Annotated in this window: 16 protein-coding genes and 1 tRNA gene; 11 read left to right on the forward strand and 6 right to left on the reverse strand. The window is 58.0% G+C overall.

The window, feature by feature from the left end; all coding sequences use genetic code 11:
- From paaC to AC2FNB_RS09280, 4 genes are all read left to right on the forward strand, one after another.
- On the forward strand, positions 1 to 422 hold a 422-nt coding region (gene paaC / locus AC2FNB_RS09265; RefSeq protein ID WP_496745856.1), incomplete at its 5' end, for a 1,2-phenylacetyl-CoA epoxidase subunit PaaC.
- 6 nt (positions 423 to 428) lie between these two features.
- Entirely contained in the window at positions 429 to 890 is a 462-nt protein-coding gene (paaD, locus tag AC2FNB_RS09270; protein ID WP_480747977.1) for a 1,2-phenylacetyl-CoA epoxidase subunit PaaD, read from the forward strand.
- Positions 891 to 900: 10 nt separating this feature from the next.
- Entirely contained in the window at positions 901 to 1,974 is a 1,074-nt protein-coding gene (paaE, locus tag AC2FNB_RS09275) for a 1,2-phenylacetyl-CoA epoxidase subunit PaaE (protein WP_480747978.1), read from the forward strand.
- Positions 1,975 to 1,986: 12 nt separating this feature from the next.
- Positions 1,987 to 2,745, forward strand: coding sequence for a Phenylacetic acid catabolic protein (locus AC2FNB_RS09280; protein WP_496745858.1), 759 nt, complete (start codon positions 1,987 to 1,989; stop codon positions 2,743 to 2,745).
- Between the two features lie 59 nt (positions 2,746 to 2,804).
- On the opposite strand, the gene AC2FNB_RS09285 is transcribed toward AC2FNB_RS09280, so the two are convergent.
- The 5 genes from AC2FNB_RS09285 to paaG all read right to left on the reverse strand — a co-directional run bounded on the left by AC2FNB_RS09285 (position 2,805) and on the right by paaG (position 6,242).
- Complete coding sequence (locus AC2FNB_RS09285; protein ID WP_480747980.1) at positions 2,805 to 3,017, reverse strand: hypothetical protein; 213 nt, start codon at positions 3,015 to 3,017, stop codon at positions 2,805 to 2,807.
- A gap of 82 nt (positions 3,018 to 3,099) precedes the next feature.
- Complete coding sequence (locus AC2FNB_RS09290; RefSeq protein WP_480747981.1) at positions 3,100 to 3,696, reverse strand: TetR/AcrR family transcriptional regulator; 597 nt, start codon at positions 3,694 to 3,696, stop codon at positions 3,100 to 3,102.
- A 3-nt stretch (positions 3,697 to 3,699) separates the two neighbouring features.
- Entirely contained in the window at positions 3,700 to 5,010 is a 1,311-nt protein-coding gene (gene paaK, locus AC2FNB_RS09295) for a phenylacetate--CoA ligase PaaK (RefSeq protein WP_480747982.1), read from the reverse strand.
- Between the two features lie 15 nt (positions 5,011 to 5,025).
- Positions 5,026 to 5,454, reverse strand: coding sequence for a hydroxyphenylacetyl-CoA thioesterase PaaI (paaI, locus tag AC2FNB_RS09300; RefSeq protein WP_480747983.1), 429 nt, complete (start codon positions 5,452 to 5,454; stop codon positions 5,026 to 5,028).
- 2 nt (positions 5,455 to 5,456) lie between these two features.
- Entirely contained in the window at positions 5,457 to 6,242 is a 786-nt protein-coding gene (gene paaG / locus AC2FNB_RS09305) for a 2-(1,2-epoxy-1,2-dihydrophenyl)acetyl-CoA isomerase PaaG (RefSeq protein WP_480747984.1), read from the reverse strand.
- Between the two features lie 103 nt (positions 6,243 to 6,345).
- Here paaG and AC2FNB_RS09310 point away from each other — a divergent pair, with 103 nt between their 5' ends.
- The 6 genes from AC2FNB_RS09310 to AC2FNB_RS09335 all read left to right on the forward strand — a co-directional run bounded on the left by AC2FNB_RS09310 (position 6,346) and on the right by AC2FNB_RS09335 (position 14,448).
- Positions 6,346 to 8,391, forward strand: a complete 2,046-nt coding sequence (locus AC2FNB_RS09310; RefSeq protein WP_496745862.1) for an FAD-dependent oxidoreductase — start codon at positions 6,346 to 6,348, stop codon at positions 8,389 to 8,391.
- Positions 8,392 to 8,452: 61 nt separating this feature from the next.
- Entirely contained in the window at positions 8,453 to 9,472 is a 1,020-nt protein-coding gene (locus AC2FNB_RS09315; RefSeq protein WP_496745864.1) for a TRAP transporter substrate-binding protein, read from the forward strand.
- Positions 9,473 to 9,525: 53 nt separating this feature from the next.
- Positions 9,526 to 10,032 carry a TRAP transporter small permease gene (locus tag AC2FNB_RS09320; RefSeq protein WP_480747987.1) on the forward strand — a complete coding sequence of 169 codons (507 nt, stop codon included), beginning with the start codon at positions 9,526 to 9,528 and terminating at the stop codon, positions 10,030 to 10,032.
- Positions 10,029 to 11,381, forward strand: a complete 1,353-nt coding sequence (locus tag AC2FNB_RS09325; protein ID WP_480747988.1) for a TRAP transporter large permease — start codon at positions 10,029 to 10,031, stop codon at positions 11,379 to 11,381. Before AC2FNB_RS09320 ends, AC2FNB_RS09325 begins: the two co-directional genes overlap by 4 nt.
- 134 nt (positions 11,382 to 11,515) lie before the next feature.
- Entirely contained in the window at positions 11,516 to 13,546 is a 2,031-nt protein-coding gene (gene paaZ / locus AC2FNB_RS09330) for a phenylacetic acid degradation bifunctional protein PaaZ (RefSeq protein WP_496745866.1), read from the forward strand.
- Positions 13,547 to 13,644: 98 nt separating this feature from the next.
- Positions 13,645 to 14,448 (forward strand): PaaX family transcriptional regulator C-terminal domain-containing protein, encoded by an 804-nt coding sequence (locus tag AC2FNB_RS09335; RefSeq protein WP_480747990.1) that lies wholly within the window; start codon positions 13,645 to 13,647, stop codon positions 14,446 to 14,448.
- Between the two features lie 88 nt (positions 14,449 to 14,536).
- Here the strand turns inward: AC2FNB_RS09335 and AC2FNB_RS09340 are convergent.
- Positions 14,537 to 14,613, reverse strand: a tRNA-Met gene (locus AC2FNB_RS09340).
- 210 nt (positions 14,614 to 14,823) lie between these two features.
- Between AC2FNB_RS09340 and AC2FNB_RS09345 the strand changes: the two genes are divergently transcribed.
- Positions 14,824 to 17,232: a ligase-associated DNA damage response DEXH box helicase gene (locus AC2FNB_RS09345; protein WP_496745867.1), complete on the forward strand. Its 2,409-nt coding sequence runs from the start codon at positions 14,824 to 14,826 to the stop codon at positions 17,230 to 17,232.
- The last annotated feature ends 20 nt before the right edge of the window (positions 17,233 to 17,252 follow it).

Below are 17,252 nucleotides of genomic sequence, written 5' to 3' on the forward strand. Positions count from 1 at the left end.
GTCTGATGACATCGTCGGACGAACGTGTCGCGGCAATCGCCGCAAAGGCTAGCAAAGAGGTTGCCTATCACCTCGAACGCTCGGGCGACACGGTTGTCGGTCTTGGCGACGGTACCGAAGAAAGTCACGCCCGGATGCAGGAGGCGCTGGATTACCTCTGGCCTTATGTCGGCGAGATGTTCGCCAGCGATGACGTGGATGCCGAGATGGTAGCTGCGGGTATTGCACCCGACCCCGCCAGCCTGCGCGAAGAATTCGATGCGCTGGTTGAGCGCGTATTGGGCGAAGCGACCCTGACAATCCCGGATAGCCGCTTTGCCCGAAAGGGTGGACGCGACGGGCGTATGCATACCGAGCATTTGGGCCACTTACTGACCGAGATGCAGTGGCTGCAACGCGCCTATCCCGGCGCAAGCTGGTAAAGGCCGATGGTGCGGGCCTCGACAGAACAGGTGTGGGAATGGCTTGATGCCGTTCCCGACCCTGAAATTCCGGTGATCTCGGTCGTCGATCTGGGCATCGTGCGCGATGTTGAATGGGACGGCGACACGCTGACCGTTTCCGTGACGCCCACCTACTCGGGTTGCCCGGCGACATCCGTGATCAGCATGGACATCGAAACCACCCTGCGTGACCACGGCATCGACAAAATCAGGTTGCAAACCAGAATTTCGCCCGCGTGGACAACTGATTGGCTGACCGACAAGGGTCGTGCCAAGCTTGAAGAATATGGCATTGCCCCGCCGCAACCGGCGGGCGGGCCGGAACGCTGTCCCCATTGCGGCAGCAAGGCGGTGGAAAAGGTCAGCCAGTTCGGCTCGACCCCGTGCAAGGCGCATTGGCGCTGCACAGACTGCCTGGAACCCTTTGACTATTTCAAGTGCATCTGAGGAGGAGCCGATGGCGCGCTTTCACGATCTGGAAGTCACAGACATCCACAAGACCATCCGCGACGCTGTCGTGGTAACGCTGAAACCGGTGAACGGCTCGGCGGAGGAGTTCGATTTTACCCAAGGCCAATACCTGACCTTCCGCCGGGATTTCGATGGCGAGGAACTGCGCCGGTCGTACTCGATCTGTGCGGGCAAGGATGAAGGCATCCTTCAAGTTGGCATCAAGCGCGTCGATGGTGGGGCGTTTTCGACCTGGGCCAATGAAGAAATGAAGGTTGGCGACACGCTGCAGGCAATGCCTCCGATGGGCGGGTTCTTTACGCCACTCGATGCCGCTGCCGAGAGGCAATATGTCGGCTTTGCCGGTGGCTCGGGCATCACGCCGGTGTTGTCAATTCTCAAGACCACTCTGGCGCGGGAACCCAGATCGCAGTTCACGCTGGTCTATGCCAACAAGGGTGTGAACACGATTATGTTTCGAGAAGAACTGGAGGATCTCAAAAACCTCTATATGGGTCGTCTGAATGTGATCCACATTCTCGAATCGGACGCACAGGAAATCGATCTGTTCACTGGCCTGGTAACGCAAGAGAAATGCGCCGAGCTGTTCAAGCATTGGATCGACATCGAAAACACCGACATGGCTTATATCTGCGGTCCCGAGCCGATGATGCTGGGCATCGCAGCCGCGCTGCGGGCGCACGGGCTGACCGACGGTCAGATCAAGTTCGAACTGTTCGCCAGCGCCCAGCCCGGTCGCGCCAGGCGCAAGGTGGTTTCCGCCGAGGCCGCAACCAGCGCGAACCAGACCAAAGCCGCCATAACGCTGGATGGCGCGACCCAGACCATCACCATGCCCAAGGATCTGTCGATCCTTGACGCGGCACTGGAAAACCGGATGGACGCGCCATATGCCTGCAAGGCCGGCGTCTGTTCGACCTGCCGCTGCCGCGTGATCGAAGGCGAGGTCGAGATGATCGCAAACCACGCGCTCGAAGATTACGAAGTCGAGAAAGGGTATGTTCTGAGTTGCCAGGCCTATCCGCTGACAGACAGCGTCGTCGTCGACTATGACCAGTGAGGGAGAGAGACAATGGCCGAAGACATGACGATTGAAAGCTATCTCGCGGCTGGCGGAGTGCTGACCAACCCGACCAACGTGCCGCCACGCTACCGCGCTGAGTTGATGAAACTGATGGCGACATTCGTGGACAGCGAACTGGCGGGGGCTGCAGGTTTTGCCGACGTGATAAACCGGGGACCGGGGATCAAGGAACGGATTGCGGCTGCAAAGATCGTTCTGGAAAAGACCGACAATGCCGACCGTGTCTTGCGGATCATGGGCGAGTTCGGGGCCGATGCCGAGCGCTATGCCAACCATCACCCATGGACGGCGCGGCTGGACCGGGCAGCAGACATCGGTGCAACACGGTCCGAGCACGACATGCGTCTGGCTGTGTTCAACTATCCCATCGAAGGCTGGGTGGACGCCGTGATGATGAACCTGCTGATGAGCCGCGCGGTGGCCGTTCAGCTTGCCGAGTTTTCGCTGATCTCGTATCAGCCACTGGCCGAAGCGTTCCGCGTGATCGCACCCATCGAGGCGCATCATGGTGAACTGGCGATGGAAGGCGCGGTGAAACTGATCGAAGACGGCCACGCCTCGGAGATGCAGGCATCGGCCGACTATTGGTGGCCTCGGGTTGCAGCCAGCTTTGGTACTGGCACCTCTCAGAAAGCCAGCAGCCTAAAGGATATGGGTTTGCGCAAATCCACTAACGCGGAACTGCGTACGCGTTGGGAAGCCGAGGCGGCGAGCATCCTTGAAACGCTTGGCCTCAACCGCCCCTGATAACAATTCGGTCGGCGGCAAACCCGCCGGCCACCCCGCGTTCTTGGGCACCGCCGCGGTTACTTGGCCGGTCGACCGATCAAGCCATATTTCAATGCGAACGATCTGAATGACCAGCGTTTGCGCCGTGCCGCAAGACGCTCTGGCTTCAGCGCGGTTCCACCCTGACGGTTGAACTCGTAGACATCGATTATGCGTTCGGCGCAACCGCAGGCCTCTCCCATTCCGACTTTGGCGAAATAGAATTTTTCGAAGCTTTCCGGTTTCTGCATGGTGTTTCTCCTGCCCCGAACAAAGCAGGAAACGCGCCAAAACCCAAACCTCTTTAGGCGCTGTTCATACCAATGTGATGTATCAGAGGCCCTGCAAGCCATGCAGAGTCAGCGTGCTGACCATGTGCGCATAATCTTCCCGAGCGGAGCTATCCGCACCCGAGTTCCACATGTAGTACCAGTTCAGCATGCCAAACACAGACATCGTCGCAGACCGCAGCTTGCCCGGATCACCATTGAAAACTTCAGGCGCGATGTCACTGATGATGTTGCTCACGAAGACAATCATGTCGCGCTGATAGCCGCGCAGCAACTTCTGCTGCTCGATGGGCAAGGCTGACATTCCGCTGGTCTGAACCCTGTGCTCGTCATCGACGCCCTGATAGGCCAGCAGTATTTCACGAACCACCCTGTGCAGCCGATCCGGTTTGCTCAACCCGTCCAACTCGATCCCGCAGATCAGGTCGCGCAACTCGCGCAGGTAGGTCTCAAGAATGTCGAACAGGATCGCATCCTTGCTGTCGTAGTAGTGATAGATATTCGCCTTAGATATTCCGCATTCGCGCGCAAGCTGGGTCATCGAAGCGCGGTCGAATCCTTCGCGCGCAAAGACACGCGCGGCAGATTTCAAGATCTGCTCGCGCTTCTGATCGTGGTCTTTCGCTATTGTACGGGCCAAACCTCACTCCTTGTCGCGGTTGTCGACAACGCGCTTGGCCTTGCCCTGAGAGCGTTCGACATCACCGGGTTCCCCTACAATAATCTCGGTGGAAACGCCAACAATGTCCTTGATCCGCTTGGTCAGCATGCGGGCGGCGGCGGTCTTGCTCAACTCGTCCGCAGCCCCGGGCAACGCTTCGACAAAAACGCGCATCGCGTCCATGCGACCGGCCTTGTAAAGCTCGATCTGGTAATGCGGAGAGATCCCGCCGGTGGCCATCACCTGTTCTTCGACCTGGCTGGGGAACACGTTGACCCCGCGTAGAATGATCATGTCGTCGGAGCGACCGGTGATCTTTTCCATCCGCCGCATCGACCGTGCGGTCCCCGGCAAAAGCCGGGTCAGATCGCGGGTGCGATAGCGGATCATCGGCAGACCTTCCTTGGTCAGCGTTGTGAACACCAGTTCTCCCATCTCGCCATCGTCACAAACCTCGCCGGTTTCGGGGTTGATGATTTCTGGAAAGAAGTGATCTTCCCAGATCACGGGACCGTCCTTGGTCTCTACGCATTCATTCGCCACTCCCGGACCCATGATCTCGGACAGGCCGTAAATATCGACCGCATGCATGTCGAAGGCCTGTTCAACCTCTTTGCGCATCGCGTCAGTCCAAGGTTCGGCCCCGAACACACCCACCTTCAGCGAGCTTTCGCGGGGATCCATGCCAACCTTCCTGTATTGTTCGAGAATGTTGAGCATATAGGACGGCGTCACCATGATCCCGTCGGGCTTGAAATCAGTGATCAGGCCAACCTGTTTCTCGGTCTGCCCGCCCGACATCGGAACCACCGTCGCTCCCAGACGCTCGATCCCGTAATGCGCGCCCAGACCGCCTGTGAACAGGCCATAGCCGTAAGCGTTGTGCACCATGTCACCGCGACGCAGACCGCTGGCCCGCAAGGACCGAGCCACCAGATCTGCCCAGTTGTCGATGTCATTCTGCGTATAGCCCACGACGGTCGGCTTGCCCGTCGTACCCGATGACGCGTGCAACCGGATGATTTGTTCGCGCGGCACGGCGAACAGGCCAAACGGATAGTTGTCGCGCAGATCGTTCTTGTATGTGAACGGGAACTTGGCCAAGTCGCTCAGGCTTTGCAGGTCATCCGGATGCACCCCGGCCTCGTCGAACCGATTCTTGTACATCGGCACGTTGTCATAGGCGTGGCGGACGGACCATTTCAACCGGTCCAGCTGCAGGGCACGGATTTCATCGATCGAGGCAATCTCGATCGGGTCCAGATCAGCCTTGTTGGGGGTCAGGTCCTTCATGGTATCCTCCTCGCCTTACTCTTCGTCAAACAAAGTGCCGTTGATCGCGCGGGACATACCTCGAAACTCCGCAATCTTTCGGCCGTCCTGATTTGTCACAGTGATGTCATAAATTCCGTTACGCCCTGTCAGGCTCACTTCGGTTGCGATAGCTGTCAGCCGGTCGCCCAATCGCCCCGGCGCGATGTAGCTGATCACGTTGTGCTGCGCGACGGTGGACTGATTTCGGCTGTTGCAGGCGAACGCAAACGCGCTGTCCGCCAGCAGAAACGTCACGCCACCATGACATATCTTGTGCCCGTTGCAGTGATGCGCCTCGACCGTCAATTCCGCCGTCGCGGTACCTTCATCGATATGAGTGATTTCTATCCCTGCCCATTTCGAGGCATTATCTTCGGCCCACATCATCGCTGCCGATTCTTCTGCGCGTTCTTTGGGAGTCATATTCACCTACCTTGAAATCTCGGCGCGCGTTTTTCGAGGAAAGCTGTGACGCCCTCGGCATAATCGGCGCTTTCACCGCAGGTTTTCATGGCATCCGCTTCCAGCTCAAGATGGTCCGTCAACGTATTGACCGCAGCGGCCTGGATCGACTGTTTTGTCAACCCCAGACCAAGGGTCGGACCATTAGCGAACTGCTCGGCCATTGCACGTGCTTCGGTCATGAGTTGATCGTCCGGCAATGCCTTCCAGATCAAGCCCCAATCTTCGGCTTGCTTTGCCGGTAACGGTTGCGCCGTCAGCGCCAACCCCTTAGCTCGAGCTTCGCCCAACAGGCGAGGTAGGTGCCAAGAACCGCCGGTGTCAGGGATCAGGCCGACCTTAGAAAACGACTGGATGAATTTTGCACTTTCAGCTGCCATAACAATGTCGCAGGCAAGCGCGATATTGGCACCCGCCCCCGCGGCTACCCCGTTCACCGCGCAGATGACCGGAAAATCCAGCGCCCGGATCAGGCGGACCAGCGGCGCATAGAACGTGCGAACCGTGTTGCCGAGATCGGGAGGACCATCCATTTTCGAAGGATCACGATCCCCCAAATCCTGCCCTGCGCAAAACCCGCGCCCCGCCCCAGTCAACAGTATCGCACGCGCACCATCGTCGCGCGACGTTTCCAATGCGGATCGAAGCGCATTGTGCATCTCATCGGTAAAACTGTTCAGCCTGTCGGGACGGTTGAGAGTGATTTCAACCCAATTCCCATGGCTTTGGGTAAGAATCGTATCGGTCATCACCAGCTCGCTTTGCGATTATTTCAACAATGTTCTTGCATAAACCGAACGGTTGGTCAATAAATTCTTCACGAAACGATTCCCAGCCAATCGGGGCAAGGATATGTCTGACAAACCGGTGATCTCGGTAGAACGCAAAGGTGACATCGCTTGGGTGGAAATTGACAATCCGCCGGTGAATGCCACTTCGACCGCCGTTCGAGCGGGATTGAAGAAAGCGGTTGCTGACGTGCAGGGCGCGCGCGTGGCCATTTTGATCTGCGCGGGCCGCACATTCATCGCCGGGGGCGACATGTCGGAATTCGATCGCCCTGCAGAGGAACCGCATTTGCCCGATGTAGTCCAGTTATTTGAGGACAGTAAAACCCCATTTGTCGCCGTCATGCACGGAAACGTCCTTGGAGGCGGCTTTGAGATAGCAATGGCCTGCGCATGGCGTATCGCTTCAGAGGGCACGAAGTTTGGCTTGCCGGAAGTTAATGTCGGCCTCATCCCCGGTGCAGGCGGTACCCAGCGCACCCCGCGCCTGATCGGGATGCAGGCTGCGATCGACATGGCGTGCAGGGGTAAAATATTTGACGCGGAAGAGATGCTCGCTTTGGGCGGAATTGACCAGATTGTGTCGGGAGACCTGCGTCAAGCTGCTGTGGAGTTCACCCGAACCCTTCAGAACCGGCCCGAAATTGTCAGCCTGCGTAAATCCGACACATTGGATCGCGACACCTATGAGGCGACCGTCGCCAGTCTTTCAAAAGCCGCCAAGGGGCAGAAGTCACCCGTCCTGAACCTGAAAGCGCTGCAGTGGGTCGCGCGGCCTTTTTCCGAAGGTCAGCCTAAGGAACGGGCGCTGCATCTCAGACTTCGCCAATCCGATGAGAGCCGTGCACTTCGGTACGCTTTTTTTGCCGAAAGGATTGTCAGCAAACCCAAAGCGATCGACGGCGTTACCCCACGTGACCTGAACCAGATCGCAATTGTCGGCGGCGGTTTGATGGGCGCTGGTATCGCCACTGCCTGCCTAAGTGGCGGGTATTCGGTCACCCTGATCGAGCGCGATACAGAGGCTGCCCTGGCCGCCCGCGATCGCGTATCCGCCCTGATCGAAGGGGGCGTCAAACGGGGGAAAACCAGTTCCGAACAGTATCAAGAAATGCTCGGGAAACTGAACACGACCAGTGATTATACCGATGCAGCCGACGCCGATCTAGCGATAGAGGCAGTGTTCGAAGATCTCGACACAAAACGCGGCGTGTTCTCGCAACTCTCAATGGCGATGTCGAAAGACGCCATTCTGGCTACCAATACGTCCTACCTTGATCCGACCCTGATCTTCGACAGCGTCGCCAACCCGGCCCGCTGTTTGGGGCTGCATTTCTTCAGCCCTGCGCATGTGATGAAACTGCTGGAAATCGTCAAGACGCCAGATACCGCATCAGAGGTACTTGCAACTGGTTTTGCATTTGCCAAGAAACTGCGCAAGATTGCGGTCCTTGCTGATATCTGCGACGGCTTCATCGGGAACCGAATGCTTGCCGCATACCGGCGCGAGGCTGAATACCTGCTGGCCGATGGTGCCCTGCCTCACGAGGTCGACGCTGCCATGCGGGCGGAGGGCCTGCCGATGGGGCCATTCGAGTTGCAGGATCTGACGGGATTGCAAATCGCCTGGGCCAATCGGAAACGGCAAGCCCCCGCCCGTAACCCGCGTGAGCGCTATGAGACCATCGCTGATACGCTTTGCGAGATGGGGCGGTTTGGCCAAAGAACCGGTGAAGGGTGGTACAAATATGACGATGGGTCACGTTTCCCCCAACGCGACCCTGAGGTTGAAACCCTGATCGAAGCCAATTCAACACAGCGTGGCATCACTCGCCGAAAGTTCACCCCAAAAGACATTGCAGATCGGCTTCTGGCTGTGCTGGCCAACGAGGGCGCGCTGATCGTGCAGGAAGGAATCGCCGAACGCCCGGAAGACGTGGATATGGTTCAATTGCACGGCTACGGCTTTCCGCGCTGGCGCGGCGGGCCGATGCATCTGGCCGCGAAAAATGGCCCGGAACACATGGCCGCAATCATGCGAAAGCTCGAAATCGAAAGCCCGAATTCGTGGCAACTCGCCGATCCGATGCAGAACAACTTAACCTGTTGATGGTTACAAAAAGGACCATTAACGCATTTATGACTCACGTTTTGGAGGAGGAAATCCAGTCATGAAATTCACCAAGCTCTCATCCCTGTTGGCTTCGGCCGCGCTGGCGGTAAGCGGCACCGTGGCGATGGCGGCGGACTATACGCTGACCATTTCCAGCTGGGCGCCGCCGACCCACGGCATCAACGCAATGATGTGGCCCAAGTTTGTCGAGATGGTCGAAGAGGCAACCGACGGCCAGGTGACCGCCGAGCTGAAGCTTGGCATCGCACCACCGCCCGCGCAGATGGACCTGATCCAGGATGGCGCCGCCGATGCCTCGATCATTTTCCACGGTTATCAGCCGGGGCGGTTCGTCGTCACCAAGCTGATCGAACTGCCCGGATACGAAGGCTCGGCCGAGGCGGCTTCGGTTGCCTATTGGCGCACATATGACAAGTACTTGAAGGCCGCAGACGAGCATCGCGGCGTCAAGGTGATCGCCCTGCACACGCATGGTCCCGCCCAACTCCATTCCAACTCGTCCGTGACTGGCCTTGACCAGTTCTCGGGCCTCAAGGTCCGTATTCCCGGCGGTGTCGGTGGCGATGTCGGTACGGCGTTAGGCGCGACCGGCATTCAGGTTCCAGCCCCAAAGGTCTATGAAACACTTGCATCGAAAGCGGCCGATGGCGTAGTTATGCCCTTCGAATCCCGCAAAGGTTTCAAGCTGACCGAAGTCGCGCAAAACGTCTATGAAATGCCCGGCGGACTTTACCGTGGTTCCTTCGCCTTCATCATGAACGAAGACACTTTTGCAGATCTGCCTGAAGATATTCAGGCCGTATTGGAAGAGAAGGTGTTCGGCGAGCCGCTGAGCCGCGAGATCGGCAAGATCTGGGATGAGATCGACGCCATTGGCCGCGAGGAAACCGAAGCTGCCGAGGGCAATGCAATCAACGCTGCCTCGGATGCAGACCTTGAGAAATTCGCGGCGATTGCCGAAGACATCCGCGCAAAGGTCATCGCCGAAGTCGACGCAACCGGCGTAGATGCGCAGGCCGCCTATGACATGATCAAGTCGGAAATGGCGGGCAACTAAGCCCATCACCGGGGGCGGCAGTCGGCCGCCCCTGAACCTCCGGGAGACCATTCATGACATCCCTTATTCACCTTGTGCGCCGAGCCAGCATCCTGCCGGTGATAGTGGCCAGCATCGCCCTGTTCATCCTGATGGTGATGACCTTCTGCGACGTGATCCTGCGCTCGGTGTTCAATTCGCCCATCGAAGCCGCCACTGAACTTACCCGCATCTTTATGGCTGTTCTGGTGTTTTCCGTGTTGCCAATCATCTCGGTAACAAATGGCCAGATCGCCGTGGATCTGACAGACAGTTTTTTTCACCGGTTCCGGCTTGATCGCATACGTGATGGCATCATCTATCTGGCGAGCGGCATCATGATGTACTGGCCCGCGCAACGTGTCTGGATTCTGGCCGAGCGCGCGCGCGACTATGGGGATGTGACCGAATACCTGGCCATTCCGACCTACATCGTTGGCTGGTTCATCACGATCTCGGTGGCAATCACCGGAGTTGTGATGATCGTTACCGGCCTTCTGCACTTCTTCGCACCTCACTACCTCTCGGAGCACACCCAATGACCGCAGCACTGATCGGATTTGCACTGGTCCTGATTCTGGTGCTCGTGCGCCTGCCTATTGTTTTCGCGATGGGTTTGGTCGGGACGCTGGGCTTCGCTTACGAGCGCGGCGGCTCGATCTTTGACGAACGCGGCCTCAAGGCCGCGATGTCGATGGTTGGTCGTCAGATCACGGACACCGCCCAGGACTATGGTCTTTCTGTGGTTCCATTGTTCATCCTCATGGGTCTTTTCGTGAACAAGGGCGGAATGGCGCGCGAGCTCTACGCAGTGTCCAATGCTTTTCTTGGCCACATGCGCGGCGGTATCGCCATGGCAACCGTTGCGGCCTGTGGTGGCTTTTCGGCCATCTGCGGATCATCACTGGCCACCGCAGCCACCATGTCCAAGGTCGCCATGCCGCAGATGCGCCGCTATGGTTATTCGGATGAATTGAGCACCGCCTCCATCGCGGCGGGCGGTACCTTGGGCATCCTGATACCGCCCTCGGTCATCCTTGTGATCTATGGGCTTCTGACCGAAACCTCGATAGGAAAACTGTTCATGGCAGGGATCATTCCGGGGCTTCTGGGCATCCTGTTCTACCTGTTTGCCGTGCGTTGGACCGTGTGGCGCAACCCCGAGGCCGGCCCCGCAGGCGAACGCGCCGGCTGGGGCGAACGGCTCCGCGCGCTTGGGTCTGTCTGGGCTGTCTTGCTGCTGTTCTTCCTTGTTATTGGCGGCTTGTACGGGGCCTTTGACTTCCACCCCCTGAACCTGACTTTTTCGCCGACCGAAGCGGCGGGAATGGGGGCCGCAGGAGCATTTCTGATCGCCTTGTTCCGTGGCGGTTTGACCGTCGGCTCCACATTTGAGGTGTTGAAAGAAACCACCTTCACAGCGGCGGCCCTGTTTTCGGTTCTGATCGGTGCGCAGATCTTCTCAAACTTCATCAACCTCGCAGGTCTTCCCGAAGCCCTCATAGGGTTAGTTACTGCCTATGACGTATCGCCTTTCGTCGTGATCCTGATGATCCTGGGCATATACATCATCCTGGGCTGCGTGTTTGAATCCCTATCGATGTTGTTGCTGACCGTGCCTATCTTTTTTCCCCTGGTGACTTCGCTGGGTTATGATCCAATCTGGTTTGGCATTGTCGTTGTGGTTGTGACCGAGATATCACTGATCACCCCACCGGTCGGACTGAACGTTTTCATCCTGAAAGGGGTTGTCGGCGACGTCTCGACCGGCACGATTTTCCGTGGCGTGACGCCTTTTTGGGTGGCGGATATCTTTCGTCTGGCCCTGATCGTTCTGGTCCCCATCGTGGTTCTGTATCTGCCTCAGCAGATGGGCGCACTAGGTCACTGACATTTCCGTTGGCCGGAGCTTTCGCCTACGCCATTCGGGTATGGTACAAACAACAATTTATTGACCGATCGTTCGGTTAATTATATAGTAATCGATACGCCGCCGTAGCCGCGTGACAGGAACAGGAGAGTCCCATGAGCTTGCAACAGATTTCCAGTTTTGCCGCCGGAGATTGGGTGGCTCCCGGTGCGGGCGCACGCATCATCGCTTCGGCCATCACTGGTGAACCAATCGCAACTGCAGGAAACTCGGCCCTGGATGTGCAGGCAATGCTGGACTACGCCCGCAGCAAGGGTGGCCCGGCCCTACGAAAGATAACGTTCCACGAGCGCGCCAAGATGCTCAAGGCTCTTGCGCAGGCTCTGAACGCGCGAAAGCAGGAGCTGTATGAGTTGAGCTTCAACACTGGCGCGACCCAGTCCGACCATCTGATCGATATCGACGGCGGAATCGGCACGATGTTCGTTTTCGCCTCCAAGGGCCGCCGTGAGATGCCTGATGGGCACGTCTATCTTGACGGCGACGTGGAACAGCTTTCTCGCAACGGCACCTTTCTCGGCCAGCACGTCTGTACCCCGCTACAAGGTGTTGCCATTCACATCAACGCCTTCAACTTCCCGGTCTGGGGGATGCTGGAAAAGCTGGCCCCCACCATGTTGGCGGGCGTTCCGGCCATCGTAAAGCCCGCCACAAACAGCTGCTATGTCACCGAACTGGCGGTTCGGATCATGCTTGACAGTGGCATTCTGCCAGCAGGCGCGTTGCAACTGGTTTCCGGCGGTCTGGGTGACACGCTGGATCGTTTGGACTGTCAGGATGTGATCAGTTTCACCGGCTCGGCCAACACCGCACTGAAACTGCGGCAGAACCCCGTTATTCTTGAAAGCTCCGTGAGGTTCGTGGCCGAGCAGGACAGCCTCAACGCTTCGATTTTGGGGCCGGACGCCGAACCCGGCACAACCGAGTTCGACCTGTTCGTCAAGGAAGTCGCGCGCGAGATGACCACCAAGGCGGGGCAAAAGTGCACTGCCATCCGCCGCATCATCGCACCGCAAGCGCGAGTTGAAGCCGTGATCGACTCTCTTTCCGCACGACTGTCGAAAACCGTGATCGGAGATCCCCGGCTGGAAGGCACACGGATGGGTGCGTTGGTATCGAACGGGCAAAAAGCGGATGTTCTGGCCAAGGCTGCGATCATTGGTCAAGAAGCCGAGCGCGTATTTGGCGACCCCGACGCATTCGAGGTGGTAGGGGCAGATGCGGCCAGGGGCGCGTTTGTGCCGCCGATGCTGTACCATTGCGCCGATCCTGACAACGCCGCCCGGGTGCATGACACCGAAGCCTTTGGCCCTGTCTCGACGATCATGGGGTATCGTGATCTGGATCATGCGGTCGCCCTCGCAAATCGCGGTCAGGGTTCGCTGGTAACGTCTGTCATCACCCACGACCTGCAGGTTGCCCGAGACATCGTGCTAGGCGCGGGAGCCTATCATGGACGGATCTACATAAACAATCGGGACTCGATGAAGGAAGCGACCGGCCACGGCTCTCCCCTGCCTCACATGGTTCATGGCGGTCCCGGCCGCGCCGGCGGCGGTGAGGAAATGGGTGGTGTGCGCGGTGTGAAACATTATATGCAGCGCACCGCGGTGCAGGGTTCGCCCGAAATGCTGGCCACCATTGGGGAGAAATGGGTACCCGGAGCAGCGGAAATCAAGGGGCCTGCCCACCCCTTCACCCGAAAGTTCGGGGAACTGGCCTTGGGCGAAACTCTGCACACTCCATCGCGCACCATCACGATGGACGACATCGAACATTTCGCGCAATTCACCGGTGATACATTCTATGCCCACATGGACGAGGAAGCCGCTGGTCGGAACCCTTTCTTTCCCGGCCGCGTGGCACATGGCTATCTGCTGCTATCCTTTGCTGCCGGCCTGTTCGTGGAACCGAACGAAGGGCCGGTTCTGGCCAATACCGGGCTTGACGGTCTGCGCTTCATGAAACCCGTCAGCGCTGGCGACAGCATAAAGGTACGCTTAACTGTCAAGAAAAAGACCCGCCGCACTGACGATTATGGCGAAATACGCTGGCATGTCACCCTGACCAATCAGGATGACGAGTTGGTGGCGGAATACGAGTTGCTTACGATGAACGCGTATTGATCGGCGGGCCTGACCCGCTTGCCCGCGAATCTGACCCGCGTTGTTTGGCGACAAATAATCGGATTTTCTTATCGGTCGCACAGGTTTAATCTGTCTTCATGACGAATGGGAATACCTGGTTCGAAGATGCTGCAGCCGAATTGGCGGACCCTCAGAACCAGAGGGTCTGGTCCATTATCGTGTCCCTTTTCGGCGATTTGGCGCAGGAGCGCGACGCACGGATCTCTGGCGGCGCACTAAGCCGGATCATCGAACCGATGGGTATCAAGCCCGAAGCTATACGCGTCGCATTGCATCGACTTCGAAAGGACGGCTGGATTGAAAGCGTCCGCTCAGGGCGCGAATCCAAACACTTTCTCAGTGAATTTGGCAGAACCCAATCGGCGCAGGTCACACCGCGCATTTACGCCCGCGACCTTCAGATTCCAGACCGATGGCACCTGTTGATCGCCGAAGATGGGCCTGGCGTCCACACGCTGGATGACCTGATGATGGCGAGTGACTATACCGCCTTAGGTCGAACTGTTGCGCTTGGCGCCGGCCCTGCTCCAAGGAATTGCGAAGACCTGGCCGTTTTTGAGGTTTCGGCGCACGCCGCACCGGTCTGGCTACAAAACCGCCTCTGTCCTCCGGACCTGCGAGAGGCGTGCAACAGCCTACAACACTCCATTCGGACTGTGCTTGAGGCTCGCCCTGCGAACTGGCGACCCACGCCGTTACAGGCCGCAACCCTGCGAACTCTGATCGTGCATCGATGGCGCCGCGTGGTCCTTAGACACCCGGAACTGCCCGCTGTCTTCTTCCCGCCGGATTGGTCTGGAACCACGTGCCGAAGAGACGTGTTTCGTTTTCTGGACACTTTGCCACGCCCGTCACTCGATCAGATCAATGCGTCAGTCTGATCCGGCCTTGAGATTGCATGACAAGGCATGGGTCGGCGGCTCTGCGCGAGCAAAGCCATCTGAAAGCGTACAATGTTTTCAGGGTATTTGGTAGCGGAGGAGGGACTTGAACCCCCGACACGCGGATTATGATTCCGCTGCTCTAACCAACTGAGCTACTCCGCCACAAGTGAGAGGGCATTTAAGGGAGGGGCCAAGAAGGGTCAAGAGGGAAATGTAGTGTCCCGAGAATGTTTCCAACAATTCGAAAACACGCGAAAGGGATTGGTGCAGATCGCACAAACGCCGCAGTCACTGTGCTCTTGCGCACCACTGGCTAGCGAGAATTTGAGACTGTTGTTTCAGTCGGTTGGCCGTGCGGGATAGTCTGATCTTATGGTAATGATTCCCGCTCCTATCTTGAACTGGTTCAGGTCGAAAGGTTGGGCGATCCATCCGCATCAGATCGCACTCTTCGAGAAAGCCGCGAAACCTGGAGCATTGCTCGTCGCGCCCACTGGCGGAGGCAAGACCATGGCCGGCTTTCTGCCGACTCTCGCGGAACTAGCCGATGGGTCACATTATGGGCTGCACACGCTTTATGTCTCGCCACTCAAGGCTTTGGCTGCGGACATAAAACGGAACTTGCGCGCGCCAGTGGACGAAATCGGCCTGCCGATCCGTGTCGAAGACCGAACCGGCGACACTTCGGCGACGCAGAAGAAACGTCAGCGCGCCGATCCGCCGCATGTCCTGCTGACGACCCCTGAAAGCTTGGCTCTGCTGACGTCATATGAGGACGCACCAAGAGTTTTTGCTGGTTTGGAACGGGTGATCGTCGATGAAATCCATGCCTTGGCAGAAAGCAAGCGCGGGGACCAATTGATGCTGGCGCTGGCCAGGCTTCAATCCATGCGCCCAAACCTGCGCCGTGTGGGCCTGTCAGCCACGGTCGAGGATCCGCAATCGATCGCGTCCTATCTTGCCCACCACCCCGATCCTTGCGAAATCGTTCTGGCCGACCCGGGGCCGGACCCGGATATTTCGATGCTTGAAATCGGTCAGGCACCGCCGTGGTCCGGCGGAGGAGCGGCTTATGCGATCCCTGCCGTTCTGGAACAGGTCAGGAAACACAAGACCACGCTGATCTTTCACAATACAAGAGCGCAGGCCGAAATCTTCTTTCACAATCTGTGGTTGGCGAACGATGACCGACTACCGATTGGTATACACCACGGCAGCCTTGACCGGCAACAACGTGAACGGGTCGAAGCCGCGATGGTGCGGGGAGAGTTGCGTGCCATCGTCTGCACTGGCTCATTGGATCTGGGGATCGATTGGGGCGACGTGGATCTGGTGATCCAGATCGGCGCTCCCAAGAACGTCAAGCGGCTGGTCCAACGGATCGGACGGGCGAACCATCGCTACAATGCACCCTCCAAGGCGTTGCTGGTGCCCGCAAACCGCTTTGAAGTGGTGGAATGCGTTGCCGCTTTGGAGGCGGTGCGAGCGCGCGATCTGGATGGCGAGCCACGCGGCCGTGGTCCTCGCGATGTCTTGTGCCAGCATATTCTGATCGCAGCCGCATCGGGCCCCTTTGATTCCGAGGCGCTTTATACCGAGATGTCGGCAGCTGGGCCATTTTCCGACTTGAGTAGAACAGAGTTCGATGCCTGTCTCGATTTCTGCGCGACAGGCGGCTACGCCTTACAGGCTTACGACCGTTGGCAGCGATTGCAGGAGCAACCAAACGGTATGTGGCAGCTGCGCGACCCTCGCGCAGCACAGCGGATACGCATGAACATCGGAACGATTCAGGACGCCGACATGCTCAAGGTCCGCCTGAAACGAAACAGAGGCGGAAAACCGTTGGGAGAAGTGGAGGAAGGCTTTGCCGCCTCACTGACACCCGGTGACACATTTCTGATCGGCGGCCAGATCGTGCGGTACGAGGGGTTGCGTGAAATGGTCGTCGAAGTCAGCCGGCAGGCTAGTCGAAAGCCAAAGATCGCAGTGTTTTCCGGAAGCAAATTCTCGACATCCACCCAACTGTGTTCGCGCATTCTTGACATCTTTGCGCAGCCCGACTGGCCACAACTCCCCGCGCACACGGCCGAATGGCTGGCACTTCAACGCGAGGTTTCGCAGTTACCCCGGCAAGGTCGACTGCTGATAGAAAGCTTTCCCAGCGAAGGGCGCGAACATATCTGCGTTTTTGGTTTTGCCGGTCGAAACGGACAACAAACCTTGGGCTTGCTGTTGACGAAGCAGATGGAGGAACAGGGATTGGCGCCACTTGGCTTTGTCGCTAACGACTATGCAACTCTGATCTGGGGATTGGATAAAGTTTCCGATCCTCGATCTTTGCTTGAAGTAGAGGTGCTGCGTAACGGCTTGGAACGATGGTTCTCCGGCAATCAGTTGATGAAACGCACATTTCGAACCAGCGCAACAATTGCAGGGCTGATTGAGCGCAACATAGCGGGGCAACGCAAGACCGGTCGGCAGGCCACATTCTCATCAGATATCCTTTATGACACTTTGGTCAAATATGACCCCGAACATTTGCTGTTGCAGATCACACGTGAGGAGGCCATGCGCGGACTGGTCGATTTCGCGCGGATCGAAGAGATGCTGGAACGCGTCGACGGCAGGATTGATCTCATCCGCCTGAACCACATTTCTCCACTGGCGGCTCCATTGTTTCTGGAAGTCGGGAAAGTGGCAATTAGGGGCGAGGCCGAAGAGCGGCTGCTGGCCGAGGAAAGTCAAATGCTTCTGCGGCACGCGGGCCTCGCCCCTTGAGGGCGATCGATTTCGGGTTG

This window comes from Ruegeria sp. BHSB058, from assembly GCF_059613285.1.